The organism is Natrinema versiforme, assembly GCF_005576615.1.
In the GTDB taxonomy this organism is placed as follows: domain Archaea; phylum Halobacteriota; class Halobacteria; order Halobacteriales; family Natrialbaceae; genus Natrinema; species Natrinema versiforme_A.
This window is the reverse complement of record NZ_CP040330.1, coordinates 2,420,278-2,446,968: the sequence shown is the minus strand read 5'-3', so window position 1 is coordinate 2,446,968 and position 26,691 is coordinate 2,420,278. Positions and strand designations below refer to the sequence as shown.

Here is a 26,691-nt window from a genome sequence, read left to right as displayed (position 1 = left end):
TCCACGACCGAACGGAACGATGGAGCGCTCGACGCGCGGTCCAGTAGCCGTCGGAAACCAACGGCTCAGGGGACAGCGACGCCGCCGACGCGCCGCATTCGGTAATACGGTATTACCACAGTCGGGGCTTGCGGGGACGTTGTCGCTGGTTCGCTCCCGGTCCGTTCCGTCGAATCGGCCGGTATCGCCGCGCATTCAGCGATCTATTCGGAATCGCGCACCCGAACACGGCGGTTCGTCCATGCTCTCGTCGCGAGGCGGTAGCATCGAACGGAGACCATCCGAGTGCAGTTGCACCCGCCTCGAGCCACAGTCGATCGCACTCGGACCGATTCTCTCGGCCCGCGCTCGAGACTGAGTCGGCGGTTTCGCAATGAGTGAAATCGGACACGTTCGGTCGGTCACCGCCGCCGGCGGTTCCGACCCGATCGACGGCGCTCATCGTTCCACTGCCGCGCTCGATTCCAATATGCGTTTATCGACCGACGGCACGATGATCGTTCCGGGACGGATCGCGACCCGTCTCACGGACTCGTTCGGGATCCGTATCGATCCGTCACGGTACGGTCGTCCCGCAATTCGCGGTAACAGACACTTCAATCGCCGCGGTCGAAGCGAGCGATACACGTTGGTTTCATTAGGTTTTGATACGCACTCAATTACGAAGGGCGGTCGACGACTAGCTACGCGGACATGGTATCACCATACCTTGCCCAAGCACAGGTTCCCGACTGGCTGCAGGACCCCGCTGCGGAACTGGTCACGTTCCTGCCGCGGTTGATCGGCGCGCTGATAATCCTCGCGATCGGCTGGGTTCTCGGCCGCGTCGCGGCGGGAATCGTCCGACGGCTCGCCGACGGGATCGAACTCGATCGGATGGTCCTCGAGACGCCGCTCGGCCGGATACTCGGCGGCACGGAACGAGCGGTCTCGAGCGCCTTCGGCTCGCTGGCGAAGTGGTTCGTCTACGGCCTCGCGATTCTCGCGGCCGCGAACGCGCTCGCGATCGCAACGCTCTCCCAGTGGATCTCGACGGCGGTCTCGTACCTGCCGGCCTTTATCGCGGGACTGCTCGTCATCACCTTCGGGTTCGTCGTCGCGGACTTCATCGGCGACGCGATCGAACGGACGCGCGCGGCCACCGAAACCGCCTACACCAGCTGGTTCGCCAACGGGGCGCGGATGTTCCTCTACTTCACGGCGATCGTCATCGGCCTCGACACGATGGGGATCGACGTCGCCATCCTCTACGTGTTCGCACGAGCGCTCGCGTGGGGACTCGGCGCGGCCCTCGCTATCGGCGCGGGCGTCGCGTTCGGGTGGGGCGGCAAGGACTACGTCTCCGAAAACATCGACCGCTGGATGAACCGGACGAGCGAGGTCGCACCGAGCGAGGGTGACACCGCCGGAAGCCGGTCTCGGAGCGGCGAGCCGACCGGCACCAATCCGAGCACCGATCGCGAACCCGGGTCCGAGCCCGGTCCCGGGCCGAGCGACGACGACTGATCGTGCGACGACCGACCGCGGGCTATCGACCGCAATCCGCGGTCAGTTCGCTCCGATCCCGGCCGCCGATCGGCCACGCGCCGACTCGTCGGCCTTCTCCTGCGGAAACAGCGGTTTGACCGGGACGATTACGTGGGCTCGCACGAGTCGCCCGTCGTTCCGTCGCCACTTTTTGAGGTGTGACAGCGAGTGCGTTCCGGCGTAGCCGTCCTCGATTCGCTCGCAGACCGCCTCGAAGGCGTCCCCGTCGAACTGCTCGGCTGCGACACAGTCCGAGACGACCGCGACGCTTCCGCGCCGGGCGTAGACGTCGAGGCGTCCTTCGAACGCGTGCTCGAGGGCCTCGATCCAGTCGTGGATCTCGCCGACCGTCGGGCGGTCCGGTGCCGTCGGAAAGGTGATCGACGCCTGATACCGGTCGGGTTCGGCCCGGACGTGGCGCTGCCAGAGTCGCCGCAGTGATCGTGCGATTCCGACGCCGGGGGCTCGCGAGAGCGCGCGAGTCGCTCGGTCGGTCGCGGCCGACGCGTGCCGCCGGAGGGCCGTCAGGGATTCGGCTCGATCGCGTTCCCTCATTCGTTCTCACCTGCGAGTTGCGGGCACCGGTAATACGTCCTTTGTTGTGGCCGCGATGCCGACCGCCCAGCGGCGGTCGATGAGCGCCGCCGCCGGTTCGCGAGAGTTTTGTACAATCACCCGCTACCCCGCGTCAGTATGCTTCCTTCAGGGAACCGCCCCTCACGTCCGATCCTCGCCGGCTCCGTGGCGCTCGTCGCCGTCGGCGTCGCGGTTAATACCGGCTTTGACGCCCCGCTCCGAACGGTCCCTGCGCTCCTGTTGATCGCGCTCGGCGTCGCCGGCGTCACGAGCACCGAGAGCGACTCCGGACCGGCGCGGCTCCAACGCGTCGCGAAGCGATGGTGGCTCCTCGCGTTCGCGGCCTTCCTCCCCTACGCGCTGGCGACGGCTCCGGCCAGCGAGTCCGCCGCGGCCGTGGGCGACGCGTTCGCCGGCCCGATCGTCGGCCTCGTCCTCGAGTCGATCGCCGGCGCGCTGGTCCTCTGTGCGGTGTCGATGACGGTCTGCTACGGCTTCGCCCGGTATGGCATTCATCCGGGTCGACCGACGCCCGAGGAGCGGGTCCTTTCGGGCGACGACTGAGACGGATCGCCGTAACATAACGCCGGACCGGCGTTTCGTCGGCCGGGAATCGACCGGGTGATCGGTATCGAGGTCGTCGACTCGGCGGTACATCGCGTCCATACCTGTGACGAGCGGCGGCGCTGGACTTATCCGTCAGAGCGGCTTCCTCTCTCTAATGACCGAACCGGCGGAGCCGGCGGGCCTAGCCCCCTGGAACGAGGGCGACGAGCGGGCGGCGCGTCAGTGGTACCGTACCCTCGTCGAGACGGTTCCGGGCGGCGTCTTCCAGCTGGACGGCGACGACCGGATCGTCGCGATCAACGACGCGCTCCTCGAGCTGACGGCCTCCAGCCGGGAGATTCTCCGGGGCGAACACGTCTCGGTGCTGCTCGGCGAGTCCGGCGTCGAGGCGCTCGAGCGGGCCCCCGCGACGGGCGTCGCCACGTTCGAGCGATCGGTTCGGACGGCCGCCGACACCGCGATCCCCTGCGAGTTGCGGCTCGGGACGGTCCCGGCCGCTGACGGCCGGCAGGGGACGATCGGCATCGTCCGCGAACTCGATCCCCGAGAGGTAGACCGGGGTTCGCAGACGGAGCCGACGGGGCCGAAGACGGAGCCGGACGACCGGGCCGACTCCGCCACGGAGTCGGAACCGGAACAGCCCCTCTCGCCCCCGTTCGAACCGATCACCGCGGTGCTCGAGGGGGCCGACGTGGGCGTCTTCGTCCTCGACGACGAGTTCGAGGTCGCGTGGATCAACGACGCCGCCGAACGGTACTTCGGGCTCGACTCGAGGGCCGTGATCGGCCGGAACAAGGACCGGCTGATCGACGAGACGATCAGCGAGCGGGTCGCCGACCCGGAGCGATTCGCCGAGATACTCGGGGCGACCTACGACGAGAACAGCGACGCCGAGCGCTTCGAGTGCCGCGTCACCGCGGACGACACCCGCGCGGAACGCTGGCTCGAGCACCGGAGCAAGCCGATCGAATCCGGCCCGTACGCGGGCGGCCGCGTCGAACTCTACTACGACGTCACCGAACAGCACCGGCGCGCCTACCAGCTCCGCCGGCTGAACGAGGCCGTCCGTGAATGGCTCGGTGCCGACACGCGCGAGGCGGCCGCCGAGCGGGCCTCTCGGCACCTCTCCGATATCCTCGATCTCGAGATCAACGGCGTCTTCCTCCACGATCCGGAGCGGGCGGTCCTCGAGCCGGTCGCCTGGTCCGAGCCGGCCGCAGCCCTGTTCGGCGACCTCCCCACGTTCGGGGCGGGCGAGGGGATCGCGTGGCGCGTCTTCGAGTCCAACGAGCCGGTTATCTACGACGACGTAACGTCCGATTCGGACGTCTACAACCCCGATACGCCCATCCGAAGCGAAATCTGTCTGCCGATCGGCGACCACGGCATCGTCCTCATCGGCTCCGAAGAGGGGACGGCGTTCGACGACGGCGACCGCTCGCTCGCGAAGATCGTCGCCTCGAGTCTGGAGGTGACCTTCGACCGGATCAGCCACGAGCGGACCCTCGAGCGCGAGCGGTCCCAGACCGAAACGCTCCTCAAGACCGCGCCGGTCGCGATTTCGGTCGAGGACGCCGACGGGGAGACGGTGCTTGCGAACCGCCACGTGCAGACGACGCTCGGCCTCGGCGACCGCGAGCCGCTCGGCGAGACCGAACTGCTCGCGCGGCAGGACGTCCGCGACGCCGACGGGAACCCTATCGACCCCGACCGCGGTCCCTCGGCCCGGGTCAGGGAAACCGGCGAACCGGTCGCCGACGAGGAACTCGTCTTCGAGGACGAGACGGGGGAACGGACGTGGTACTCCGTCACCGCCGTCCCCGTCTTCGACCGCGACGGCGCGCTCGAGCGGGTCATCTCCGCCGGCGAGGACATCACGGCGCTCAAAGCACAGGAGCGCCGCCTCGAGGACCGCAAGCGGGAACTCGAGACCGAACTGAGCGAGATCCTCGGTCGCGTCTCCGATGCGTTCTACGCCCTCGACGACGAGTGGCGGTTCACGCTGGTCAACGACCGCGCCACGGAACTCCTCGGGCACTCGGAGGCGGAGCTCGTCGGCGAGAACATCTGGGAGCGGTTCCCCAGCGGAACGCGGTCCGATCTCGTCGACCGCTACGAGCGGGCGATGGAGACCCAGCAGCCCCAGTCGTGGGAGCGCTACTCCGACTCGCTCGACATCTGGATGGAGATCCAGGCCTACCCCTCCGAGACGGGGCTATCGGTGTACTTCCGGGACATCACCGACCGGAAGCGCCGGGAGCGACAGTTAGAGCAGTACGAACGGATCATCGAAACCATCGAGGACGGGATCTACGCGCTCGACGAGGACGGCCGGTTCACGATGGTCAACGACGCGTACGTCGAACTCACCGGCTACGATCGCGACGAGTTGCTCGGGAGCCACGCGTCGCTCGTCGTCGACGAACCCGTGATGGACCTCGCCCAGCGGATCGCGACCGACGAGAGCGACGAGCCGACGGTCGAGACGACACTCGAGACGAAGGCCGGCGAGGAACGGCCGGTCGAAGCGACGGTCACGTCGATCACGACCGACGAGAACGGGACCGGCCGGATCGGCGTCGTCCGGGACATCACCGAGCGGCGGGAGCGCCAGCGCAAACTCGAGGCGAGCGAGCAGCGCTACCGCACGCTCGCCGAGAACTTCCCGAACGGGGTCGTCGCCCTGTTCGACGATCAGTTGCGCTACACGGCCGCGGGCGGGCAACTCCTCGCCGACCTCGGAATCGAACAGGAGACCGCGATCGGGCAGACGATTCACGAGCGGTACCCCGACGACGTGGCCGCCGAGATCGAGCCCCACTTTCGGGCCGCCCTCGGGGGCGACGAGCGCTCCTTCGAGATGGGGTATCACGGCCGGGACCTCCGCGCCCACACCCTCCCGGTCCGGACCGGGGACGAGGTGGCTGCCGGCATGCTCGTCGTCCAAGACATCACCGAGCGCACGAAGTACCAGCGCCGCCTCGAGGAGTCGAACGAGCGCTTGGAACAGTTCGCCTACGCCGCCTCCCACGACCTCCAAGAGCCCCTGCGGATGGTCACGAGCTACCTCCAGTTGATCGAGAACCGCTACGCCGACGACCTCGACGCCGACGGCCGGGAGTTCATCGACTACGCCGTCGACGGAGCCGAGCGCATGCGCGAGATGATCGACGGCCTCCTCGAGTACTCCCGGGTCGAAACGCAGGGCGACCCGCTCGAGCCGGTCGATCTCGACGGCATCCTCGACGATGTCTGTGAGGACCTGCAGTTCAGTATCGAGGAAGCAGACGCCGAGATAACGGCCGACGCGCTTCCCCGCGTCGACGGCGACGCGAGCCAGCTCCGGCAGGTATTCCAGAACCTGCTGTCGAACGCGATCGAGTACAGCGGCGACGAGCCGCCGCGGATTCACGTCGCCGCAGAACGCGACGGCGGGAACTGGGAGATCTCGGTCAGCGACGAGGGGATTGGCATCGATCCCGACGATCAGGAGCGGATCTTCCAGGTGTTCCAGCGGCTCCACAGCCACGAGGAACACGCCGGCACCGGGATCGGCCTCGCGCTCTGTCACCGGATCGTCGAGCGCCACGGCGGCGAGATCCGGGTCGATTCGGAGCCCGGCGAGGGAGCGACGTTTTCGTTTACGCTGCCGGCCGTCGACGGGGCAGCATAGATCAATTCAGTCGGCTGCAGTCAGCCAACAGCTATATATCCGACCACCTACTCAACCCGGCAAAGCGGTGCACGACGTGATTCCGACAACACGCGGTTCGGACCGATCCCTGCTCGCCGCCTCGCTCGCCTGTTTCGCCGTCGCCGGCGTCGCGAACGTCACCGTCGACGGGGCCGGAGTAACCCTCGGAGCGACCGCGGTCGCCATCGGGGGCGTCTACTGTGTCGCTCGCTATGCCCAGTCGATCACCCGGCGAACGCTCGCCCGGACGGCGCTGGGGCTCTGGCTCGCGTTCCTCGGCGTCGCCGGCGGGCACGCCGTCGGCCTCGAGACGATCGGTTCCGTCGCGCCGGGTCCCGCGGGGGCGACGGTCGTCGCGCTCACCGCGGTCACGTGGGCGACGCTGCTCGCCGCCGCCGGCTCGACGATCTTCCTCGGGTTCCGGGAGTACGGCTCCCCGGCCCCGGCCGACGAACAGATGCTCGACGGCGAAACCTCCGACTCGCTCTAGGCGGAATCGCTGTTCTCTCACCGACCCTCGCTGATTCTCCGCCGAAACTGCTCCGCCATCTTCGGGACCGCTCTCGTCGCGACTCCGAACTCACTCGACCCGGTAACTCACTGCGATTCCCTCGCCGAGCGGGACCATGATCGTCTCGAAGGCCGGATCGGCCCGGACCGTCTCGAGGTAGTCGATAACGCCCTGCGTGTGTTCGTTGACGTCCGCCGGCGCGGTTCCCTCGGCCCACTCGAGCAGGTCGTCGAACTCCACGACGCTCGCCGTGATCGCGTTGTCGGCGACGACGACGCCGCCGACGGGAATGTTTGATCGAACGGCTTCGAAGGCATCCGCGTAGCGCTTCTTCTGGTGGTCGATCAGGACGATGTCGAACGGCCCGTCGTAGCGGTCGATCGTCGCCATCGCGTCGCCGAGTTCGTATCGCGAGACGTCGTCGTAGCCGCCCGCGGCCATGTACTCGCGGGCGAGGTCGAGTTCGTCCTCGTCGACCTCGGTGAGGACGATCTCGCCGTCGTCGGGGAGCGCCTCGGCGAACCAGTAGGCCGAGTAGCCGTAGCCCGAGCCGAACTCGAACACGCGCTCGGCCCCGTTCAGGCGGGCGACGAAGCGCAGGAACGCGCCGACCTCGGGGCCGACGTGGGGGAACCCCTCGGCGGCGGCGAACTCGTCCATCTCGATCAGCGTCTCGTCGGGGTCCGGGCCGGCCGCGCGAACGAAGCGAGCGATCTCGTCGGTCATACTCGCGTATACGTCCGCCAGCCCATAGGTTTCGGGGAGCCAGAACCCCGCCAGCGACGGTATCCTTTTTGTTCTCGCAACCGTCATTTCGACCGATATGCCCGCCGAACACCCACTCGCCGACGCCGTCGACAATCTGGTGTACGAACCGGTACAGGTCCGCGACCACGGGATCGATCTGACTGTCAGCGCCGTCTACGAGGTCGCCGCTCCCGGCCGACTCGACTTCGGCGGCGACGAACTCACGGACGCCGACCTCGAGCCGGTCCCGACGGAACTCGAAAGCCCCCACGACGAGTACGGGTGGTGGCACCTCGAGGGCGGCCAGTACGTGATCCAGCACAACGAGTTCCTCACCGACCTCGAGGGGGCGGCACAGCTCCAGCCGCGTAACGAGTTGCTGGCCCGCGGCGGGTCCCACCCCTCGATGCAAGTGCGAGACCACCTGCCGCTGATCCCGCTGACGGTGGCCGACGGCGGCCTCCGGATCAAGGAGAACGCGCGGGTGTCGACGCTGGTCCCGATCGGCGCAGACGCGCAGTAACGACTGCCGGCCATCGCCGGATCACCGCTGGCTTGCTACCAGCTCGCCGGAACGGCTCGAGCGGGCACGGCTACGAGTCGTACGCGAGGTGCTCGACGGCCACGACCAGCCGATAGAACAGTTGAAGCAGGATCACGGACACGATGAGGCCGATCGGGAGGATCGAAAACACGAGGATGCTCCCGGAGCTGAGGATTCCGTATATCGAACTCGCGAGCCAGAGGAGTCCGATCACAACAGCAGCGGGGGACCGTAGCTGATCACGGAGGGAGGCTGGCGACATGAGTCTGTATTCCAACATCTTTGTGAAAACCATTTCGGACCGCTAACAGAACGGCGAGGCGAAATCTCGACTGTGAGCGCGCCTATCGGCCGTCGTACTCGGGATCGCGGTCCTCGAGGAAGGCGGAAACGCCCTCGGCGTGATCTTCGGTCTCGAAGACGATCCCCTGTGCGACGGCCTCGTCGGTCAGGGCCTGCTCGAGGGACTTCTCGAGGCCCTCGCCGACGAGTCGGTTAGCGTGGCGGAGCGCGATCGGCGGCCCGGAGACGACCTTCTCGACGAACTCGTCGGCTCGCTCGTCGAACTCGTCGGCGTCGTAGACGTGATTGACCAGTCCGAGCTCTTTCGCGCGGTCCGCGCCGAAGATGTCGCCGGTGAGGACCAGTTCCTTGGCGACGTTCTCGCCGACGATCCGCGGCAGCAGGTAGGAGGTCCCGGCGTCGACGCTCAACCCGACCTGCCGGAAGACGAAGCCAAAGGCAGCGTCGGTACTCGCCAGTTGCACGTCACACGCGATCGCGAGGTTCGCACCGGCACCGACGGCGGCCCCGTCGACCAGTGCGATCGTCGGGATCGGGAAGTCGATGAGCCGCGTCATCAGTTCGTTCGTCGACCGCTCGAGCCGTCGTACCCGATCGTCGGCGGGGACGTCGTCCTCGATGGCCTCGGTCATCCGCTCGATGTCGCCGCCGGCGGAGAACGATCCGCCGGAGCCCTGCAGGACGACGACGCGGGCGTCGCTGCCCTCGATCTCGTCGAGCGCCTCCGAGATCCCGGTGCTGATCTCCTCGGAGAGCGCGTTTCGTCGGTCGGGCTGGTTGAGCGTGATCGTCGCGGCTCCGTCCGCCTCGAGATCGAGGAGGACCGCATCACCGAGCGCCATCAGTCGTCACCCTCCCCTTCGCGGAGTTTGAACTTCTGGACCTTCCCGGTGGTCGTTCGGGGGAGTTCGTCGACGAACTCGACCTCACGCGGGTGTTTGTACTCCGCGAGGTTGGTCAGACAGTACTCTTTGATCTCCTCCTCGGTTACGTCGCCGTCGGGCGTGCGGACGACGAAGGCCTTGACGGTCTCGCCGCGGCGCTCGTCGGGGATGCCGGCCACGGCGGCGTCGGCGACATCGGGGTGCTCGAAGAGGAGTTCCTCGACTTCCCGCGGGTAGACGTTGTAGCCGCCGGTGACGATCATGTGTTTCTCGCGGTCGACGACGTAGAAGAAGCCGTCCTCGTCGTGGTAGCCGATGTCGCCCGTGTGGAACCAGCGGCGGCCGTCCTCCTCGGTGAAGGCCTCCTCGTTGGCTTCGGGCAGGCCGTAGTAGCCCTTCATGACGTTCGGCCCGGCGACGACGATCTCGCCGGTAATCTCGTGGAGGTCGGCCGCTCCAGCGGCTTCGCCGCTTTCGCCTCGTCGCGTCTCCGCCGCGACGCTCTCCTCGTCGATCGGGCCCTCCTCGACCGGCGGGACCTCGCCGAAGTCGTCGTCTTCGGGCGGCTCGTCGCCGCCCGAACGGTCAGCGGAACTTCGTTCCGCGCTATCGACCACTTTGGAGTCGACGCCGGGGACCGTCTTCCCGATGCTGCCGACCCGCCGCCCCTCGATCGGGCTGTTGAAGTGGGTGATCGGGCTGGTCTCGGTCAGGCCGTATCCCTCGTAGATCTTCGGCTCGTAGCGTTCTTCGAACTGGCGCAGGACCTCGACCGGAATCCCGGAGCCGCCGACGCCACAGAGCCGCAGCGAGGACATATCGAACTCCTCGGCGTTGGGCTGGTTGATCACGTCGTTGTACATCGCCGGCACGCCGTGCATGATCGTCAGCTGTTCGTCCTCGATCAGCGAGACGGCGTCCTGTGCGTCCCAGGAGGCCATCGGATAGTACGCGCCGCCGTTGAACAGCGCCGCGTTCATCGTCACCGTCATCCCGTAGATGTGAAACAGCGGGAGGACGCCGAGCGATCTGTCGTCCGGCCGGATGCCGTCGGGGATGAGCTTCGCCGCGGCCTTCGCGTTCGACGACAGGTTCTCGTGGGTGAGCTGGACGCCCTTCGGCTGCCCGGTCGTCCCGGACGTGTACGGCTGGACTGCGACATCGTCGTCGGCCCGGTCAGCAATGTCGGGGACTCCCCGCTCGAGGAATTCCTCGAACTCGGTCGCGCCCTCGGCCTCGCCGCCGATGCTGACCACGTGTTCGACGCTGGTCTCGTCTTGGACCTCTTTGACGAAGGGGACGAGGTCCGCCAGCGCGACGACGACCTTCGCCTCGCTGTCGCCGAGCAGGTGGCCGATTTCGCGGGCCTTGTACTGGGGATTCATCGGGACGACGACCCCGCCGGCGCGAAGCGTCCCGTGGAAGGCGATCAGAAACGGCGGGACGTTCGGGAGATAGAGCGCGACGCGGTCGTCCTCGCCGACCCCTCGCTCCTCGAGCGCGGCCGCGAACGCCCCCGTCTGCCCCCAGAACTCCTCGTAGCTCGTCTCGGACCCCTGAAAACCGATCGCGGTGTTGTCGCCGTGTTCCTCGACGGCACCCGCGACGTTAGTGACAAGATTTGTCATACTCCGTGCGATACGTTTCCGTGTATCGTAAAAAAGATTTACATCGTTCGGTCCGATCGGCGATTTTTCTTACCAGCGATAACGAGAGGGGCAGTCAGTCGCCGCTGGGACGGCACGGAATCGGACTCGCGGTCGCGACACTGCCGACTCGTTTGCCGGTCCTCGCCGGCGAGGACTCGAGGGTATTTACCGCCGCACTTCCAATCACGCGTGTCATGTACCAGGACATCCTCGTCCCGACGGACGGGAGCGACGGGACCCGTCAGTCGCTCACGCACGGGTTGACGATCGCGGACCGCTTCGACGCGACGATCCACGCGGTATCGATCGTTCCCGAGGGGCCGCTCGGGACGCTTCAGACCGACGAAGCGATTCCGGCCGCCGAGCGGGCGGTCGAGCGCGTCGAGGCCGAAGCGGACCGGGAGGGCGTCGACGCCGTCACGGCGGTCGAACGGGGCGTTCCCCACGAGGAGATCCTCGCCTATGCCGACGACCACGGAATCGATATGATCGTCATGGGGACGCAGGGCCGGACTGGACTCGATCGAGTGCTGGTCGGCAGCGTCACCGAGCGGATCGTCCGGATGGCCGACGTGCCGGTCGTGACCGTCCGCCTGAACGACGAGATCCGAATCGAGGACGCCGACGAGGCGGCGCGGATCGCCCGGAAAACGGCCGAGCAGGAGGGGTACGACGAGGTGACCGTCCTCGAGGACCCGCATCGAACCAGCGCCTCGTGGATCGTCCCGCTCGAGACCGACGCGGGGCCGGTCCACGTCCACGTCGATGCGATCACGAGCGAGGCCCGCATCGCGCGGGGACCCGAAACTGAATAGACCACTAGACCTGCCTCGAGTGCTGATGGGGACGGCCCGAGAGCACGGATCGACGGGTCGACGGGAGCGTAATCGGGGCCAACAGCGGGGTACGGACCGCCATCGTCGTTCCGGGAGGGCTTACACGGGACAAACGCGCCGTTTTCCGTCGTAACGATAGCGCTACTTTTTGACTGCAATTCCGGTTGGCGAGCACGAATGAGGGACACACTGTGAACCGGCGACGGCTGCTGCGATGGGCTGCGGCGAGTAGTACCGTCCCGGTCGCCGCCGGCACTGTCCAATCACAGTCCGACGGATCGACCGCGGGAACTGACGGGGGCGGATCGGACGTGACCGTCCGTCTCGTCGACGTGACCGACCCGGTCGAGGGCGGCGGGCTGCTCCGATGGACCGCCGAACTCGAGAACCGGACCGACCGAACGGTTCGCCCGACCGTCGAGTACCTCGTCGACGACGAGTCGGCCGGGACCGTCACGCTCACCCTCGAGCCGGGGGAGACGGAGCGACCCTTCCCCCGCAGCTACCGGATTGAGCCCGCCGCCCGGGATCGGGCGGTGACGGTTCGGGTCCGAACCGAGGGCGATTCGGCGGCGCGAACGGTCACCGTACTCGGAGTCGACGAACTGGACGACGGGCTGACGCGTCCGGGCGAACCCGTCGCGGTGCAGCCGGGAACGACGGTCTTCTTCGAGGCCGGGGCCGTCGATCCCGAGACGGACGGATCGCAGTTCACCGGCTGGTGGGTCGACGGCGAGAGCGTCGGCGACTCGATGGTCGGCCCCGCGTGGCAGTCAGTTTACTACGCGGAACAAAACGCCCATTACTGGCAGTACACCCCCGAATCCGAGGGCACCCACGAGGTCACCGCCGGCATCGACACGGAGGACGGCAACTACCGTGCCGACTGGACCGTGAGCGTGACGCCCGACGGACATGCGTCGCCGACGATCGAGGCCGCTCGCCCGGAGCGGGGGACGCTTCCCGCCGACCGCGGCGGGACGATCGACCTCGAGATCGACGTTGCCGATCCGGACGGCGCGCTTGAGCGTGTCGTCTGGTGGGTCGGCCAGTCGGACCTCATCCTCGGAACGTCCGAAGTCAGCGGGACGGCGGATACGGCGTCGCTGACCGTCGACGGCGGCCTCTGTCACACGTGCTCGGTCATCGCGTGGGTGATCTGCGACGACGGCACGTTCGCGTCGGAATCGCTCTGGCAGGCCGACGATACCGGCTCCGGCGACACCGGGCTGAGCGCCTCGATCATCGAGACGAACGATCCGGTCGATGCCGGAGATATCCTCGAGGTGACCGCCGAACTCGAAAACGGCGGCACCGAACCGGTCACTCGAGACGTCGACCTCGTCGTCGGCCACGACCCCCAGCGGGTCGATACACGATCCGTCTCCGTCGCCGGCGGCGGGACCGAGACGATCACCCTCGAGTTCGAAACGGCAGTCGTCGACCGGACGCAGGCGTTCCCCGTCCGCGTCGAAGCCGACGACGCCGTCGCCGAACGGACCGTCGAGGTGATCGGGACCGCTGACGCGGGCGGGCGAGTGACGATCACCGGGACCAACGACCCCGTCGACGCCGGCGACGTCCTCGAGGTGACGGCGACCCTCGAGAACGCGACCGATCGGGCCGTCAGCCGGGATGTCGAACTGATCGTCGGGCATGATCCCACGGTCGTGGACACGCGCCGACTCTCGATCGACGGCGGCGGGTCGGAATCGATCACGCTCGAGTTCGAGACGGCCGTCGTCGCGAACGACCAATCGTTCCCCGTCCGCGTCGCGGCCGACGGCTGTGTGGCCCAGCGAACGGTCACCGTCCGCGGGACGAACTGACGGGATGGGGACGGGGGCGGACAGGAGCGGTGACGAACCGCCGGGAATCGGTTGTCCACCGTGTGCGACTCGTCTCTCTCGCATTCGTCGCTCCGCTCGAGTGCGCTCGCGACGGCTCGAACTGCCTCGAGACGAACGCCGGCTCCGAGACTGTACGGATCGAACGACCGAGTCGGTCGGATGCACGGCAGACCGATCGAGAAACGTCGTCCGCGGGGACGGTAGGTGGTGGTTTCGAACGCGACCCCACGGACAGTTACACGAGACCGATCCCGGAGTATAAAGCTATTCACATAGTACTTCGGTCGTTCCACGGGCAATGGACCCGTTCAGCCGACTCGAGTCCCCTCCGTTTACGACGACCGAGAGTTGGTCGCCGTCGTGCGAGGAGCGACCGCCGATCGAGAGACAAGCGCCTCGCAACGTCCGTCGTGACGGTTCCGCTATGAATACTTTTTAGTAGGCAGTATCGTATGGTAGACCATGGCAAACAAGGAGAGCGATGGGGTGTCTCTCGACAGGGTGGCCACAACGTCTGGGTTGTACGAACGCCTGCTGCAGTCGTTCGGCTCGCCGGAACCGCTGGTTCTGGTATTGCTGGCGCTCCTGATGTTCCTCTCCCTCATCACGGGCCATCAGCTCGGGCTCTGGTAACGTCGGTTCGATCGGCGACCGGGGATCACCGATAGCAGCGCGTCGAGGTTGTCACACAGGAACAACCCCGTGTGACCCGGCAGAAGAATTGGCTTTGAACCTCGGAGTTAGCTCGCTGGAAGAGAGACAACTTCCGAAGATGCCGTACTTGTAGGTAGAGGGTTTGAACCGACGGAATCAAGCCAGGGGTGGGATTTGAACCCACGAAGTCTCGATTACAAGTCGAGTGCATGAACCGCCCATGCTCCCCTGGCGCAGGCCGTGGGTTAGCCGTCCTCCTTTGAGTGTGTATCGTTTTCCGCCCGGTCCTCGAGCGATCGCCCCATCGTCACTCGGAACTCGTCGTACCCCTCGCGGCGGTAAAATCGGCGGGCGTCCTCGTTGCCGGCCATCACCTCGAGGAGTATCCTGTCCGCGCCCCGCTGTGCGAGCGCATCCTCGGCGGCCTCGAGCAGCGCAGAGCCGATTCCCTGACCGCGGGCGGCGGGTTCGACGTAGATGTTCGAGAGGAGGCCGCGGGTGGTGTCGAGGTCGAGCGAGCCGCGTTCGATCGAGACCGAGGCGAAACCGACGAGTCGGCCCTCGAGGCGGGCGACGAGCAGGCCGTCGTTGATCCGGTAGGCCGCGAGCGTTTCCCGCATGGTCTCGCGGTTGGCGTCGGCGCGTACGGCCGAGTCGTACTGTCGCTGGTCGCGGGCGAGGCGGACCCACATGTCCGCGAGGGCGTCGAGATCGTCCCGAGCGGCGGGCTCAATCGTCGGCTGCGGGTTGTTGGGGGGCATTCTCGAGTGCGGTCACGGCAGGGAGCGATTCGGCGGTGAGCATTCGGAGCGCCGCGCCGCCGCCGGTGCTGATGTGAGAGAAGTCGTCGATGCCGAGCCGTCGCAGCGCGGAGGCCGTGTCGCCGCCGCCGACGATGCTCGTCGGGATGTCCGTGGCGGCGCCGTAGAGCTGTTTGGTCCCCGTCTGGAACCGGTCGTCCTCGAAGACGCCGGCGGGGCCGTTGAGGATGACCGTCTCGGCGTCGTCGAGGATCCGCCGGTAGTAGTCGAGCGTCGACCCGCCGATGTCCATGGCGGACTCCTCGTCGCCGGGCGGCAGGGCGTTGACGCCGAGTTCGTGGCGCTCGCCGTTCCGGGCGACGGCGACGTCACGGGGGAGCGCGATTTGATCGCCGTAGGCGTCGAGGAGGTCGGCGGCGCGGTCGATCTCGTCCCAGTAGCCCTGATCGTAGATGAAATCCGAGCTGGCGTCGCCGAGGTCGACGCCGTCGGCGATGAGAAAGACGTTACCGACGACGCCCGCGGTGAGGACGTGATCGGCCAGCCCCTTCTCCAAGACCGACCACGCGACGTCGATCGAATCGGGGACTTTCGCGCCACCGAGGACGTAGACGCGGGGCTCGTCGGTCTCCTCGATAGAGCCCAACACGTCGAGTTCGGACTCCATCACGCGGCCGGCGTAGCCGGGGAGGACGGTCGGGAGGCCGACGAGCGAGGGCTGCGAGCGGTGGGCCGCGGCGAAGGCGTCGTTGACGTAGGCGTCGAGGACGGACTCGAGGCCCTCGACGAGGTGGGTCCGCGCGGCGCGCTCGGGGTCGAACTCCATGTACTCCTCGCTGTAGAAGCGCGTGTTCTCGAGGACGACGCAGTCGCCGTTCGAGAGGTCCCTGACGGCCTCGCGGGCGGCCTCGGTGAAGGTCGCATCGACGTAGTCGACGGGCTGGCCGAGCAGTTCCGAGAGGCGATCGGCGTGGGACCGAAGCGAGACGAAATCGTCGCCGCCGGGCCGACCCTGATGGGCGAGGACGGCGACGCGGCCGCCGCGGTCGAGCAGTTCCGAGAGGGTGTCGACGTGGGCGCGGAGCCGGGCGTCGTCCGCGAGCCTGCCGCCGTCGTCGATCGGACTATTGACGTCGACGCGGACACCGACGGTAGTCCCTTCGACGTCCAGGTCGTCGAGGGTCTCGATCATTATCGACCCCTCCACCGCGCCACCCGAAAGGTCTTTCTATCGGAGAGATACGGGTCGGCGGCCGCTGGCACGGGCTACGCTGTCGTAGGGGCCGACTACCGGTCACACCGTTCGACAGTCCGCACAGACCAGTTGCCCGTTGGCGTCCCACAGCGAGTCGGCCAGCGAGCCACAGGCCTCGCAGACGCCCTGCGTGGTGTACTCGTCGCCGCCGTTCGGGAGCAGTTGGGAATCACCCTCCTCGGGAGCGCGGGCGGTCGCGGCGGCGGCCCCGGGTTCGCGGTCGACCGGCGGTTCGCTCGAGCGGGCGGGGGTCATCGTCGCCTGGAACGAGCCCGCGGCGGCGATGACGTCCCGCTGGGTGACCAGTCCGACGATGCCGTCCTCGTCTTCGACGACGACGTTGCGGATGTTCTGGCGGGCCATCGTGGTCGCGACGTCGGTGAGCGATCGGTCGGGGTCGACCGTAATGACCGGCGTCGTCATGGTGTCGCCGACGGTCGTCTCGCCCGGATCGCGGGCGTCGGCGACGAGCCCGAGCACGTCCCACTCGGTGACGATGCCGACCGGCTCCGCGCCGCGGACGACCAGCGCGCAACTCGTCCGTTCTTCGCGCATGAGCCGAACGACGTCGCGGATCGCGTCGGACTCGCTGACGCCGACGTAATCGGTCGTCAACACGTCTCTGACGGACAGCTCCGATTCCATGTGCGAATGAAACCCACGGACGGGCTAAAAGCTACCTCCACTACACTTAAGAAAATCGGCGGCGAAGTCCAATAGATCCGCGACTCATACGGTTTACTGTAACGATTTACCGGTGGGACCGCAGAGCGGTCGCGGTCCCACCGGCAATGACTTACAGTAGACCGTATCAGGCCGTCTCCCACTCGAGTTCGACGCGGGTCCCGTCGGCCCGGCAGGTCTCGAGGGCGTGTTTCGCCTCGAAGCCGGCCTCGTGGGCGCTCTCGCCGCGGCCGACGCCGACCTGCATCTCGACGTCGACTGCGGCCTCGACGTGGGCGATCGCCTCTTCGTAATCGGGCTCCTCGAGGTCGGGGCAGACGACGATGACGTTGTCGCCGCCGACGAAGAAGGAGAGGCTCTCGTGGGCGTGGCGCATGTGGCGCATGAGTTCCGCGTAGCCCTGCTCGATCTCGATGAAGGTGTCGAAGGCGTTGAGTTCGTCAGTGTAGTTGCCGGTCGCGTTGATCACGTCGAAGTGGGCGATCTGGATGTCGTCGTCCGTTCGATGAGCGTCCTCGATGACCCGTCCCTCGAGACACTCGCGGCGGTTCTTGTCCTGTGCGCTGCCGGCCTCCTGCAGGCGTTCGGTCGCGTCCGAGAGCGCCTGGACCGGGCTCGTGCCGGTCGCGACGCCGAGGCTGAGCGTCACGGGGTAGCGGTTGCCGACCGATTCCTGGAGGAGCGCGTGGTCCTCGAGCGAGCAGCCGTTCGTGACGGCGATCATGTTGTCGAAGCGAGTGAAGAACGTGTAGCCGCCGCGGTTGCCGATAAACTGAGAGATGTCCGCGAACAGCCGGGACTGCATGGTCTGGAGGTCGGCCTCCCGTCGCGGCTCCGGCGTCACGGTCCACGGCCCGTAGTTGTCGATCTGAACGAGCGTCACCTGCGTGTTAGTCACGGTGATCGACTCTTTCGAACGGCGTCGTATAAGTGATACGTAATCCAGATTCGTGATGCGCCCGAACGGCCCGTTAGGCGTGCTTCTTTTCCGGGTTCTCGCCCTGCGGGTGGTACGTCCAGAAGTTGCCGGCCCGCATCGCCGCGCCGACGGCCTTGTGCATGTCGACCAACGTCTCGAACTCCGCGGGTTCGACGTACTCGAAGATATCGCTGAGCGCGACGACCGTCTCGTGGTTGATCCGGATCGGGTAGTCGCCGTACTCCTCGACGAACTCGTCGCGGTCCATCGGGAAGTCCTCCTCCTCGTCGACCTTGTCCGCGATGATCCGCATGTCGTACTTGCGCATCCCCTCGCTGCCCTCCTCGCCGTCGGGATCGACCGGCCAGTTACTGCTCATACTCCGACGTGTGCAGGGGACCCGCAAAAGGATTACTCTCCGCGGCTGTCGTCCTCGTCGGCGACGGTCACGTCCGGGCGTGTGCAGTGGCAACTCGGTCGACCGACGGCGATCTCGGCTCGCTTCACGTGACTGACGGACGGTTGGCTCCACCGGCAATCGGACCGCGCTCGCGCCGGACCCGTCTCGAAGCGCACATTCCTCTCCAACGGGGTGGGGAACATCCCTCCGGAACTCCGGCATACCGGTCCCGCCATTGGCATGCTGACACAACGTATATCCGCGAATCCGGGGAACGGAACGTATGGGCGGAACCGAGCCCGAACTCGACGAGGTCGATCGGGGAATCCTCCACATGCTGCAGAAAGACGCCCGGGATAACACGACCAGAGAGATCGGGGAAGCGGTGGGCGTCTCCGCCGGTACGGTGCGAAATCGGATGGAGAAACTCGAGGACGCCGGTATCATCCGGGGATACGTTCCCGATATCAACTACGAGAGAGCGGGCTATCAGCTCGTGATCCTCTTTACCTGCACTGCGAGCGATCCGTCCGAATCGGTCGCCGAGGATCTCCTCGACGAACACGGGGTCGTCACGGTGCGGAAATTGCTCGCCGGCGAGGAGAACTACCACGTGACGGTCGTCGGGTCGGACACGGACGACGTGTCCCAGATCGCGAATTCGATCCGCGAGTGCGGACTCGAGATCGTGCGGTCGGAGGTACTGGACGAAGAGTACGTACAGCCGTTCAACCACTTCGGAAAGGAGTTTTCCTGACCGGAACTCGGAGACGAGACGGTCGGTACCGTCCGAGCCGAGACGTGTTGCCGGGAGACCGCGGTAGCCACCGACGTGCCCGTCGATGCCCATCCGACGAAATCAGCGACAGACGCCACCGTCGTTTCGAGGACGAGTGCAGTCGCCCGGTTTCGGATCGAACGGGTCTCCCCGCCGGCAGCCGTTCCGATCGAACCGGCCGCCGCCCCTCCGCTCGACAGCGCGATTTCGACGCGGAGACGGCAGTGATACTGATCGAGTTGGGACGAATATTATGAGGACATCTACTAAATTATCAAACTGTATCCGACCTATACAGAGTTAGTTGAACGTCCACCAAGGCTTTATCCGTGCAGGGCGGCTGCAATGGCATAATGGAACGCAACCACACTGCTCGTGAAACGAGTGCCAGCACGCCCGTCACTCTCGTCGTCGAAGCGGTCGCGGACCGCGAAGGCGTTGCACCGATGGAGCTCCAGCCCCCGCTGTACGACGCGGTCGATCCCGAGGCGTTAAACGCGCTCGTTTCGTCGGCGGACGGCGACACCGACACCGGGACCGTCCGGGTGTCGTTCGAATACAACGGCTACGACATCACCGTCGGGAGCGACGGCGACGTCTCCGTCGGCGAACCCGGAACGCAGCAGTCGATGCAGTCAGAAGCCGATATCGGCCGATAGCGCGCGCTGCGTGGACGATCCGCCGGAGTTCGGATTCACTGTCGCCGCGGCTGACTGTCGACCGAACGAGTCCGCGTGCTCGAGCGGGAAAACCCGGCTCTCGGTGGCTGTCTGTCGGGTCATCGTCGAAATCGACCGTGGGAATCGGAGCCGAATTGCCCTTGGTTCGAAAGCACGCACGTCATCCCGTCACCTAGCATAGGCCGAGTATCTCGTCCGATGACCGACTCTCACCCCGTGGAGGCGCTCTTGATCGATCCGAACCCCGAGCACGTCCGCATCTTCTTCGAGGCCCTCGAGAACGAGAAAATCGCGAGTCGCATCCACGCCGTCTCGAGCGGCGGTGAGGCACTCGATTTCCTGCATCGACGCGGCGAGTATTCCGACGCCGTCCAGCCGAACCTGATCCTGCTGGACATCGATCTCCCCGAGATGGACGGCCACCGGCTTCTCGAGGACCTCATTGCCGATCCCGACCTCGAGGGGGTCCCCGTGATCGTCCTCTCGGGCTCGAACGAAGCCGAACGCGTCGCGCGGTCGTACGAACTCCGCGCGAACGCCTACGTCCAGAAGCCGGTCGAATCGGCGGCGTTCATCGACATCGTCCGCTCGTTCGAGGACTTCTGGCTCGAGATCGTCCGGCTCCCGCCCAGCGAGCCGGAGGACGGCGAGCACCCGTAATCACGTCGAGCGGTCGGCTCGTGCCCTCCCAGAAGTCGGTCAGACGGGTCCGTTATTCTGCGTTGGATTCGAAACGTGTGTTCGACAGGTACTGGACCGGACACTCGATCCAGAGAGCGCAGGGCTCCCGGAATCCGCGACTTATTGTGCTTGCCAACCAACCGGTGGTATGAGCATTATCGCCGAGTTTTCCGTCAAGTCGGACGATCTCGCATTGAACCACGCACTCACGGAGGCGCCACAGATGATTGTCGAGATCGAGCAGGTCGTGGCGACGATGGAAGATCGGCTGATGCCGTATTTCTGGGTGAGTGGCGGCGATCACGAGGAATTTGAAGACGCGTTTCAGAACGATGACTCCGTGAGAAACGCCACTGTTATCGACGAGGTAGAGGACGCGCGATTGTATCGTGCCGAGTGGACGGACAACGTCGAGACCATCATCTATGCATATGTGGAACTGGGGGCGACGCTCATGCAGGCAATCGGCAAAGCGGAAGACTGGGAACTGCGAATGCGGTTCGATAACCACGACTCTCTCTCCGAATTTCAAGACTACTGTGATGCAAACGATATTTCGATCGAACTCAATCGAACCCAAGAACAGGAACAGCCGATGGCGAGCGCCCAGTACGACCTCACGCCGACGCAACGGGAGACGCTGGTCGCTGCGCTCGAAGCGGGCTACTACGAGACCCCACGGGCAGTGACGATGCGGGAACTGGCGGACCAACTGGGGATCGCTCAACAGACACTCTCAAACCGATTTCGCGCCGCATACAGCAATCTCGTGACGAGTACGTTGACGATCAGCCATCCCGATGAGAGCGACGAATAATTCACGAGCGACAGCGTATCTGGCCAGGCCACTCTTGAAGTAGTACTATACAGCACTCCACCTCTTCCGCAAGGAGATGTTTTATCCATACATGGTTACGACCTCCACCGAGTTCGATACGGTTCTTGAACTGTGTCAAGAGCGACACCGCCGTATCATCCTCGCAGTTCTCGCAACTGAGAAGCGGTCGCTAACGGTGAACGATCTCACGAAGGCGATCGTCAAACACAACCATCATGTGCCTCTACTCGAGATTTCCGAAGAAGAATCGCGGGAGATTCGCGTCTCTCTGCATCACATGCATATCCCGAAGCTGGAACACCTCTCGCTCGTTCACTACGATCAGGAACGCAAACTCGTGGAACCAACCCCCCAGTTCGACCAGTTGCAACCCCAGCTTTCGGCCGTCATTGACGCTGATCCTGAGCTTGAAGCGCCAGTTGCGCTGTGAGAGTGGCCGGAACCATTTCGAGCGCCGTGGTGGAGTGATCGTCTTGTCCGCTGTGTAGCGCGTAGCCAACGGTCAGTCTGCAGCCGTCGATATCGAACTGTCCTCTCTATTTCACCCGTCTCTCTGGACGACGAAATCGCGCTCCACTCGAGTTCGAGACCGGGAGCCTCGCTCGAGGTCGCGCCCGACCTGAGTCTCTTTCACGCCGTTTGCAGTAGATATAAGTCACAACGAGTCAACGGTTAGAACGGAAGCCGATCTCCGGAACCGGGGGACGACACTGAAACGTCCCGGGTGCTGGAACCACCCGAGACTCGGCTTCCAACCCGAGAGGGTTAGCAAGCCATGATTGCGTACATTCTACCGGGATATAAACGTCCCGCACGACCGTCGAATCGCCCGACACGACTCTACTCGACGCTGCAACTGGACTCGAGCCCTGATCACAATGCGTAGCGACGTCGACTCGAGCGGTGACGCTGACTCGAGTACCGATACCGACTCGTCGTCGCTCCCCGACTGTCCCCGCTGTGGCGAGCCCGTCGGCTTCGTGACCGCCACCGGTCCCCACACCGGCACCGCGAGTCCGTGTGGCTGCTCGGTCCCGCCCGGACTGCTCGAGCGCGATCGGGAGGAGTAGGTCGGGGCTCGGACTCGAGCCCCGGCGGACAGCCGGCCGGTCGGCGGTGGCGACCGCGACCACCACACCACCACCACGTTCGCCGACATCGGCCGTCGATCGGTCGGTCCGTGAACGGGGGCTCGAGTATCAGTTGTGAGTACAGTATTCTCGTCGGAGACGTTGATTTAACCATCACTGCCTGTGATCTCGCAACAGGATTTATAGGAAGATACTGTCTCGATTTAGAGAACAATGGGTGCGGGACGCTCGGGGGCTGATGAAACGGATGCCGATCCGCCAACTGTCTATCAGGTTCCGATAAAGACGGCGAACGACGAACCGATTCGAACCAATTTCGAGCGAACCGTCGTCGACGGCGTTCGTCGGGATCGACTCGCCGGTCTCTGTGATATCCCGCTCGAGCACGAGACGCTTCGCGTCTGGGGAAATCGAGAGAGCGAACCGGCCGAGGCGGGCGACTATCTCCTGTTTGCGGATCGCGACGGCCGCCACGGCGGTGAGTATACGCTTCTCGCCCGTATCGACCACGCGACGATTCTGGACGCGGAGACGGCAGCGGAGTTCACGGATGCGATCGGGTGGGGCGAGGTGACGGACGCCTCGTATCCGCACGTGATGTTTCTCGACCCGATCTACGAGACGACGCTGGACCGGGCGACCTTCTGGGAAACGCTCGGCTTCCGAGGGTGGCCGAACGATACGTTCAGCGCCATCAACTTCGGTCGCAACGGATCGACGTTTTTCACAGCGTACGATTCGATCGCTGAGTTCATCGAACAAATCCGCGGCAACAGGATCTATCCGCCCGAATCGGTCGGCGAATACGAAACGTTCGACGCGGCGATAACCGATGTTCGGACTCGGCTCGAGGAGTCTGCGAGCGACACGACGTGGCTCAAAACCCGTCTCGGGGAGGTACTCATCTCCGAGTGGTCGGCTGCGCTCACCGGGTTCAAACCGTCCGATAGCGTCTCTGCGAGCACTGCCGCAACGTTCGATCAACTACGGCGTATCTACGAGTCGATCGAACCCGAACTCGAGGAGACCGCCGACGAACTCGGTGTCCGGTCCCTCCACTCGTTTGCACCGGCGAAAACCCTCTTTTGCTGTTGGATCCGTATTCTGCAGAACGAGATCGACCACGACGGGGGCGTGCTGAGCCAACCCCGACTGAACAGCATTCTCCGCGATACCTACACCGTCGAGACCGAAACGGAGACAGAGACGGAACCGGAATTCGAACTGACGGACAGTAGCCATCCGGTATTGTCCCACATCCGGTCGACATCACCGGAGGTATACGCGTTCACTGCACCGTGTGACTACTGGCTAACGAGCCTCGAATACAGCGCAGTGTCTTTCGACGCGGACCATCGGAGCCGGTGGGCGGACCTCTCGGAAGGCGACGTTGCGATCCTCCACGCTCGTGCGGAGCCGTCGAGCGAGGCGTTTGATCGGCAGCCGAACGGCATCATCGGCGTCGGGATTCTCGGTGAGTGGTTCGAGAAGGACGAGCCGTGGTGGCGGGACGAGCACGAGGCCGGTGAGTCGTACCCGCTGGTCGCAACGTTCGACCGGCTGTTCCTCACCGGTTCGGTCGACGATATCGATACGTCTCGATCGATCACTGAAAAGACGCCATCGATAATCGATCGAGAGTCCGCCGCGCTGACGGCGAACCTCCTTCCGATCGACCGAGCGAACAGTCTCTGTGCGGCGGTCGCCGATACCGAATTCCCGGTCCAGTCGCAGTACGCGACGTTTCGAACCGACGACGGGGAAATCGATTACGAACGGCCGATGGCGCTCGTCGACGCGCTCGCAGATGAACTGAGTGAAGTCCCGACAGTCAACGTTCACAAACCGTATCGCGGTTCGATTCGGTCCGATCCGCTCGAGGGGCTCTACTTCCCGGACGATCAGGGCGAGCGAATCCTCGAGCAGATCACGACGGCACTCACGTCCGGCAAGCACATTCTCCTGACCGGGCCACCGGGAACCGGGAAGACGGAGATCGCCCGCCGGGTCTGTTCCTCGCTCGCGGAGACGTATCCGTCTCTGTATTCGGGGTTCGAAATGACGACGGCGACCGCCGACTGGTCGACGTTCGATACGGTCGGCGGATACATGCCGAACGAATCCGAGGGCAGCGGTGACGGCGACGATCTCGCGTTCACGCCGGGGATCGTCCTCAACCGCCTCAAGAACAACCGGACGGGAGCCCAGTCGAACGAATTACTCATCATCGACGAACTGAACCGCGCCGATATCGACAAAGCGTTCGGCCAGCTTTTCACCGTTCTCTCGGGGCAGTCGGTCCAGCTTCCCTACACCAAAAATGGCCGCGAGATCGAGGTGACGACGACCGACGACGGTGCTGCCCGCCCCGCAGCCCATCAGTACCTCGTCCCGAATTCGTGGCGTATCTTTGCGACGATGAACACCTACGACAAGACATCGCTCTACGAGATGAGCTACGCGTTCATGCGTCGGTTCGCGTTTATCCGCGTTCCCGCACCCGAACTCCCCGAGGACCGGACGGACGAAGAGCGATTGGAGCAACTCGTCTACGACTACGCGAACGCGTGGGATCTCGAGATCGATCGCCCCGAAGCGATGGCCATCGGTCGCGTATGGCGGGAGACGAACCACGCCGTCGAGGAACGATCGATCGGCCCCGCGATCATCGAGGATGTCCTGCGATACGTCAATCAGCATCCGGAGGACGAACTCGAGTACCATCTCACGCAAGCGGTCATCAGCTACGTCTTCCCCCAACTCGAGGGCGTGCCGAAGCGACGGAAGATCGTACAGGAGATCGCGGCCGTCAGGGAAATCGACGCATCCCTGCTCGAGCGAGCCGCTCGAGAGATGCTACAGGTGGCAGTGAATGAATAGGGACGACCTCCTCGACCAGCTCACCGAGGACATCCTCGCCCACGTGATGCGCGGGTCGTTCCCCGAGCGCGAACTGGCGAAGTCGATCAAACCGGACCAGTTGGACGACCGGTTCGAGGAGTACGAACTGCTTCTCGATCTCCACTTCGTCCTCAAATCGGATGTCGTCTCGTTCGTCAGAGAACTCCCGAAACATCTGCGGAGCGTCCGAACGGAAACGCAGACGACATCGCGAACGCGGCGCGGTACTGTCGATGGACGAATCAACTGGGGAGAGACGATCAAGAAGCGCTATTCCGAACACCCGCGAGACCGGTCGATTTTCGTCTGTGACAACCGATCGATAGACTACGATATTCCCGAAAACATCGTTCTCAAACGACTGATTTCGGTTGTTCACACGACGATCCGCGAGGCCGAAGAGTACCTTCGCGGGGAGTACGACTGGGTCCAAGAGACGTGGAAGGGCAACGAGAACCTCATCGACGAGTTACAGCGAATCGTCGAGCGAAACGTCCACGTTCGACGGATTCGCGACCCGGACACCTACGAGCCCACCGAGCGGATGCTGACGACCGCCGCGAATTCGCGACAGGAAGTGTACCGCGAGGCCGCCTCGCTGCTCAAATCTCGAGAGCGGCTGTTCGAGGGCGATTCGGACGAAATCCGAGACCTTCTCGAGGAAACGGCGATCGCACCTGACGATCAGGACTCGCTCTTCGAACTCTACGTCCTCTTTCGGTTCGTCGCGACGCTCGAGCGGTTACAGGAGAGCCAGCCGGAGTTCAAGACTATCGCAACGGGTCGACAAGAGGTGGCTCGCTTCGACGGCGACAAGAAAATCGCTCTCTACCACGACAACTCTGCGTCCGACCGAAATCTGTCTTTCGTCGCCGTCCCCGATGAAGAACAGGAGGAACTCTCGCGGACCGACGAAGTACAGCTCACGGCACAGGACATCGCCGGCGACTACTTCGGTCGAGACTTCCGAAACCACACGGGTCGTCCCGATGTCATCGTCCTCGAGATCATCTCCGAGTCGGACGACCGGCACGAGTATCTAATCGTGGAAGTGAAAAACAGCACGAACGAGGAGACGATCCGCCGCGGAATCAAAGAGACGCTGGAGTACCTCGCCTTCCTCCGAGTCAACGAAGACTACGTCTTCGGGAACGACGACGAGAGCTACTTCGGGTCGGGCTGGAACGGACTGCTCGTCGTTCAGGATTTAGACGAGGAGACTGCGTCGCTCGAAGAACAATCCGAAAACCCGGTGACGATACTGCAGGCGGCGGAGTTGGAACAGGAGTTGGCGGCTGTGATACAGGAGATTTTGTAAGCCGAGATCGATGCGGTAAGGTGTGTCTGAATCGGACGTGATC

26 protein-coding genes and 1 tRNA gene are annotated in these 26,691 nt (G+C 64.9%); 16 read left to right on the top strand and 11 right to left on the bottom strand.

From position 1 onward, the window contains the following. The first annotated feature begins 693 nt into the window (after positions 1 to 693). Positions 694 to 1,506: a mechanosensitive ion channel family protein gene (locus FEJ81_RS12045; RefSeq protein WP_138245520.1), complete on the top strand. Its 813-nt coding sequence runs from the start codon at positions 694 to 696 to the stop codon at positions 1,504 to 1,506. A gap of 42 nt (positions 1,507 to 1,548) precedes the next feature. Here the strand turns inward: FEJ81_RS12045 and FEJ81_RS12040 are convergent, their stop codons facing one another. Continuing rightward, positions 1,549 to 2,082: a hypothetical protein gene (locus tag FEJ81_RS12040; RefSeq protein ID WP_138245519.1), complete on the bottom strand. Its 534-nt coding sequence runs from the start codon at positions 2,080 to 2,082 to the stop codon at positions 1,549 to 1,551. 138 nt (positions 2,083 to 2,220) lie between these two features. Between FEJ81_RS12040 and FEJ81_RS12035 the strand changes: the two genes are divergently transcribed. From FEJ81_RS12035 to FEJ81_RS12025, 3 genes are all read left to right on the top strand, one after another. Then, positions 2,221 to 2,667: a DUF1467 domain-containing protein gene (locus tag FEJ81_RS12035; protein ID WP_138245518.1), complete on the top strand. Its 447-nt coding sequence runs from the start codon at positions 2,221 to 2,223 to the stop codon at positions 2,665 to 2,667. 157 nt (positions 2,668 to 2,824) lie between these two features. Further along, on the top strand, positions 2,825 to 6,343 hold the full coding sequence (locus tag FEJ81_RS12030) for a PAS domain S-box protein (protein ID WP_138245517.1): 3,519 nt from the start codon (positions 2,825 to 2,827) through the stop codon (positions 6,341 to 6,343). Between the two features lie 67 nt (positions 6,344 to 6,410). Next, entirely contained in the window at positions 6,411 to 6,854 is a 444-nt protein-coding gene (locus FEJ81_RS12025; protein WP_138245516.1) for a hypothetical protein, read from the top strand. Positions 6,855 to 6,944: 90 nt separating this feature from the next. Here the strand turns inward: FEJ81_RS12025 and FEJ81_RS12020 are convergent, their stop codons facing one another. After that, entirely contained in the window at positions 6,945 to 7,601 is a 657-nt protein-coding gene (locus FEJ81_RS12020; protein WP_138245515.1) for an O-methyltransferase, read from the bottom strand. A 97-nt stretch (positions 7,602 to 7,698) separates the two neighbouring features. Here FEJ81_RS12020 and FEJ81_RS12015 point away from each other — a divergent pair, with 97 nt between their 5' ends. Beyond that, positions 7,699 to 8,145, top strand: coding sequence for a dCTP deaminase/dUTPase family protein (locus tag FEJ81_RS12015; protein WP_138245514.1), 447 nt, complete (start codon positions 7,699 to 7,701; stop codon positions 8,143 to 8,145). A gap of 70 nt (positions 8,146 to 8,215) precedes the next feature. Here FEJ81_RS12015 and FEJ81_RS12010 read toward each other — a convergent pair whose 3' ends face one another. From FEJ81_RS12010 to FEJ81_RS12000, 3 genes are all read right to left on the bottom strand, one after another. Then, positions 8,216 to 8,428, bottom strand: a complete 213-nt coding sequence (locus FEJ81_RS12010; protein ID WP_138245513.1) for a hypothetical protein — start codon at positions 8,426 to 8,428, stop codon at positions 8,216 to 8,218. A gap of 82 nt (positions 8,429 to 8,510) precedes the next feature. Beyond that, positions 8,511 to 9,311, bottom strand: coding sequence for an enoyl-CoA hydratase/isomerase family protein (locus FEJ81_RS12005; RefSeq protein WP_138245512.1), 801 nt, complete (start codon positions 9,309 to 9,311; stop codon positions 8,511 to 8,513). Next, positions 9,311 to 10,981, bottom strand: a complete 1,671-nt coding sequence (locus FEJ81_RS12000) for a long-chain-fatty-acid--CoA ligase (RefSeq protein WP_138245511.1) — start codon at positions 10,979 to 10,981, stop codon at positions 9,311 to 9,313. Before FEJ81_RS12000 ends, FEJ81_RS12005 begins: the two co-directional genes overlap by 1 nt. A gap of 215 nt (positions 10,982 to 11,196) precedes the next feature. Here FEJ81_RS12000 and FEJ81_RS11995 point away from each other — a divergent pair, with 215 nt between their 5' ends. The 3 genes from FEJ81_RS11995 (at position 11,197) to FEJ81_RS23205 (ending at position 14,321) form a co-directional block, all read left to right on the top strand. Further along, on the top strand, positions 11,197 to 11,817 hold the full coding sequence (locus FEJ81_RS11995; protein WP_138245510.1) for a universal stress protein: 621 nt from the start codon (positions 11,197 to 11,199) through the stop codon (positions 11,815 to 11,817). Positions 11,818 to 12,029: 212 nt separating this feature from the next. Beyond that, positions 12,030 to 13,667 carry a COG1361 family protein gene (locus FEJ81_RS23210; protein ID WP_175416410.1) on the top strand — a complete coding sequence of 546 codons (1,638 nt, stop codon included), beginning with the start codon at positions 12,030 to 12,032 and terminating at the stop codon, positions 13,665 to 13,667. A gap of 483 nt (positions 13,668 to 14,150) precedes the next feature. Further along, positions 14,151 to 14,321: a hypothetical protein gene (locus tag FEJ81_RS23205; protein WP_175416327.1), complete on the top strand. Its 171-nt coding sequence runs from the start codon at positions 14,151 to 14,153 to the stop codon at positions 14,319 to 14,321. A gap of 180 nt (positions 14,322 to 14,501) precedes the next feature. On the opposite strand, the gene FEJ81_RS11985 is transcribed toward FEJ81_RS23205, so the two are convergent. The 6 genes from FEJ81_RS11985 to FEJ81_RS11960 form a co-directional block, all read right to left on the bottom strand. Further along, positions 14,502 to 14,575, bottom strand: a tRNA-Thr gene (locus FEJ81_RS11985). A 12-nt stretch (positions 14,576 to 14,587) separates the two neighbouring features. After that, the gene (locus FEJ81_RS11980; protein ID WP_138245509.1) at positions 14,588 to 15,103 is read right to left on the bottom strand and encodes a GNAT family N-acetyltransferase; all 516 of its coding nucleotides are present in this window, start codon (positions 15,101 to 15,103) and stop codon (positions 14,588 to 14,590) included. Further along, the gene (locus FEJ81_RS11975) at positions 15,072 to 16,295 is read right to left on the bottom strand and encodes a phosphoglycerate kinase (RefSeq protein WP_138245508.1); all 1,224 of its coding nucleotides are present in this window, start codon (positions 16,293 to 16,295) and stop codon (positions 15,072 to 15,074) included. Before FEJ81_RS11975 ends, FEJ81_RS11980 begins: the two co-directional genes overlap by 32 nt. Before the next feature lie 102 nt (positions 16,296 to 16,397). Next, positions 16,398 to 17,003, bottom strand: coding sequence for a CBS domain-containing protein (locus tag FEJ81_RS11970; protein WP_138245507.1), 606 nt, complete (start codon positions 17,001 to 17,003; stop codon positions 16,398 to 16,400). A 166-nt stretch (positions 17,004 to 17,169) separates the two neighbouring features. Then, positions 17,170 to 17,940 carry a GTP cyclohydrolase III gene (locus FEJ81_RS11965; protein ID WP_138245506.1) on the bottom strand — a complete coding sequence of 257 codons (771 nt, stop codon included), beginning with the start codon at positions 17,938 to 17,940 and terminating at the stop codon, positions 17,170 to 17,172. 73 nt (positions 17,941 to 18,013) lie between these two features. Next, a complete protein-coding gene (locus FEJ81_RS11960; protein WP_138245505.1) occupies positions 18,014 to 18,340 on the bottom strand; it encodes a DUF5785 family protein in 327 nt (108 codons plus the stop codon). A 304-nt stretch (positions 18,341 to 18,644) separates the two neighbouring features. Here FEJ81_RS11960 and FEJ81_RS11955 point away from each other — a divergent pair, with 304 nt between their 5' ends. From FEJ81_RS11955 to FEJ81_RS11920, 8 genes are all read left to right on the top strand, one after another. Then, positions 18,645 to 19,118, top strand: a complete 474-nt coding sequence (locus FEJ81_RS11955; protein ID WP_138245504.1) for an Lrp/AsnC family transcriptional regulator — start codon at positions 18,645 to 18,647, stop codon at positions 19,116 to 19,118. 374 nt (positions 19,119 to 19,492) lie between these two features. Then, positions 19,493 to 19,798: a HalOD1 output domain-containing protein gene (locus FEJ81_RS11950; protein WP_138245503.1), complete on the top strand. Its 306-nt coding sequence runs from the start codon at positions 19,493 to 19,495 to the stop codon at positions 19,796 to 19,798. A gap of 219 nt (positions 19,799 to 20,017) precedes the next feature. Continuing rightward, positions 20,018 to 20,479 carry a response regulator gene (locus FEJ81_RS11945; RefSeq protein ID WP_138245502.1) on the top strand — a complete coding sequence of 154 codons (462 nt, stop codon included), beginning with the start codon at positions 20,018 to 20,020 and terminating at the stop codon, positions 20,477 to 20,479. A gap of 169 nt (positions 20,480 to 20,648) precedes the next feature. After that, entirely contained in the window at positions 20,649 to 21,317 is a 669-nt protein-coding gene (locus FEJ81_RS11940; RefSeq protein ID WP_138245501.1) for a helix-turn-helix domain-containing protein, read from the top strand. A gap of 91 nt (positions 21,318 to 21,408) precedes the next feature. After that, complete coding sequence (locus FEJ81_RS11935) at positions 21,409 to 21,768, top strand: DUF7344 domain-containing protein (protein WP_138245500.1); 360 nt, start codon at positions 21,409 to 21,411, stop codon at positions 21,766 to 21,768. A gap of 448 nt (positions 21,769 to 22,216) precedes the next feature. Further along, positions 22,217 to 22,408, top strand: coding sequence for a hypothetical protein (locus tag FEJ81_RS11930; protein WP_138245499.1), 192 nt, complete (start codon positions 22,217 to 22,219; stop codon positions 22,406 to 22,408). Positions 22,409 to 22,642: 234 nt separating this feature from the next. After that, entirely contained in the window at positions 22,643 to 25,309 is a 2,667-nt protein-coding gene (locus FEJ81_RS11925; RefSeq protein ID WP_175416409.1) for an AAA family ATPase, read from the top strand. Further along, positions 25,302 to 26,648, top strand: coding sequence for a hypothetical protein (locus tag FEJ81_RS11920; protein ID WP_138245498.1), 1,347 nt, complete (start codon positions 25,302 to 25,304; stop codon positions 26,646 to 26,648). The genes FEJ81_RS11925 and FEJ81_RS11920 overlap by 8 nt, the downstream gene beginning before the upstream one ends. Positions 26,649 to 26,691 lie beyond the last annotated feature (43 nt).

Coding starts and splice junctions, on each gene's coding strand:
- FEJ81_RS11955 (WP_138245504.1), top strand. CDS start 18,645: ATGGGCGGAACCGAGCCCGAACTCGACGAGGTCGATCGGGGAATCCTC.
- FEJ81_RS12020 (WP_138245515.1), bottom strand. CDS start 7,601: ATGACCGACGAGATCGCTCGCTTCGTTCGCGCGGCCGGCCCGGACCCC.
- FEJ81_RS11970 (WP_138245507.1), bottom strand. CDS start 17,003: ATGGAATCGGAGCTGTCCGTCAGAGACGTGTTGACGACCGATTACGTC.
- FEJ81_RS12030 (WP_138245517.1), top strand. CDS start 2,825: ATGACCGAACCGGCGGAGCCGGCGGGCCTAGCCCCCTGGAACGAGGGC.
- FEJ81_RS12040 (WP_138245519.1), bottom strand. CDS start 2,082: ATGAGGGAACGCGATCGAGCCGAATCCCTGACGGCCCTCCGGCGGCAC.
- FEJ81_RS12010 (WP_138245513.1), bottom strand. CDS start 8,428: ATGTCGCCAGCCTCCCTCCGTGATCAGCTACGGTCCCCCGCTGCTGTT.
- FEJ81_RS11995 (WP_138245510.1), top strand. CDS start 11,197: ATGTACCAGGACATCCTCGTCCCGACGGACGGGAGCGACGGGACCCGT.
- FEJ81_RS11925 (WP_175416409.1), top strand. CDS start 22,643: ATGGGTGCGGGACGCTCGGGGGCTGATGAAACGGATGCCGATCCGCCA.
- FEJ81_RS12045 (WP_138245520.1), top strand. CDS start 694: ATGGTATCACCATACCTTGCCCAAGCACAGGTTCCCGACTGGCTGCAG.
- FEJ81_RS11980 (WP_138245509.1), bottom strand. CDS start 15,103: ATGCCCCCCAACAACCCGCAGCCGACGATTGAGCCCGCCGCTCGGGAC.
- FEJ81_RS11930 (WP_138245499.1), top strand. CDS start 22,217: ATGCGTAGCGACGTCGACTCGAGCGGTGACGCTGACTCGAGTACCGAT.
- FEJ81_RS11945 (WP_138245502.1), top strand. CDS start 20,018: ATGACCGACTCTCACCCCGTGGAGGCGCTCTTGATCGATCCGAACCCC.
- FEJ81_RS12035 (WP_138245518.1), top strand. CDS start 2,221: ATGCTTCCTTCAGGGAACCGCCCCTCACGTCCGATCCTCGCCGGCTCC.
- FEJ81_RS11920 (WP_138245498.1), top strand. CDS start 25,302: ATGAATAGGGACGACCTCCTCGACCAGCTCACCGAGGACATCCTCGCC.
- FEJ81_RS11975 (WP_138245508.1), bottom strand. CDS start 16,295: ATGATCGAGACCCTCGACGACCTGGACGTCGAAGGGACTACCGTCGGT.
- FEJ81_RS11960 (WP_138245505.1), bottom strand. CDS start 18,340: ATGAGCAGTAACTGGCCGGTCGATCCCGACGGCGAGGAGGGCAGCGAG.
- FEJ81_RS11940 (WP_138245501.1), top strand. CDS start 20,649: ATGAGCATTATCGCCGAGTTTTCCGTCAAGTCGGACGATCTCGCATTG.
- FEJ81_RS11950 (WP_138245503.1), top strand. CDS start 19,493: ATGGAACGCAACCACACTGCTCGTGAAACGAGTGCCAGCACGCCCGTC.
- FEJ81_RS11935 (WP_138245500.1), top strand. CDS start 21,409: ATGGTTACGACCTCCACCGAGTTCGATACGGTTCTTGAACTGTGTCAA.
- FEJ81_RS12005 (WP_138245512.1), bottom strand. CDS start 9,311: ATGGCGCTCGGTGATGCGGTCCTCCTCGATCTCGAGGCGGACGGAGCC.
- FEJ81_RS12015 (WP_138245514.1), top strand. CDS start 7,699: ATGCCCGCCGAACACCCACTCGCCGACGCCGTCGACAATCTGGTGTAC.
- FEJ81_RS12000 (WP_138245511.1), bottom strand. CDS start 10,981: ATGACAAATCTTGTCACTAACGTCGCGGGTGCCGTCGAGGAACACGGC.
- FEJ81_RS23205 (WP_175416327.1), top strand. CDS start 14,151: ATGGCAAACAAGGAGAGCGATGGGGTGTCTCTCGACAGGGTGGCCACA.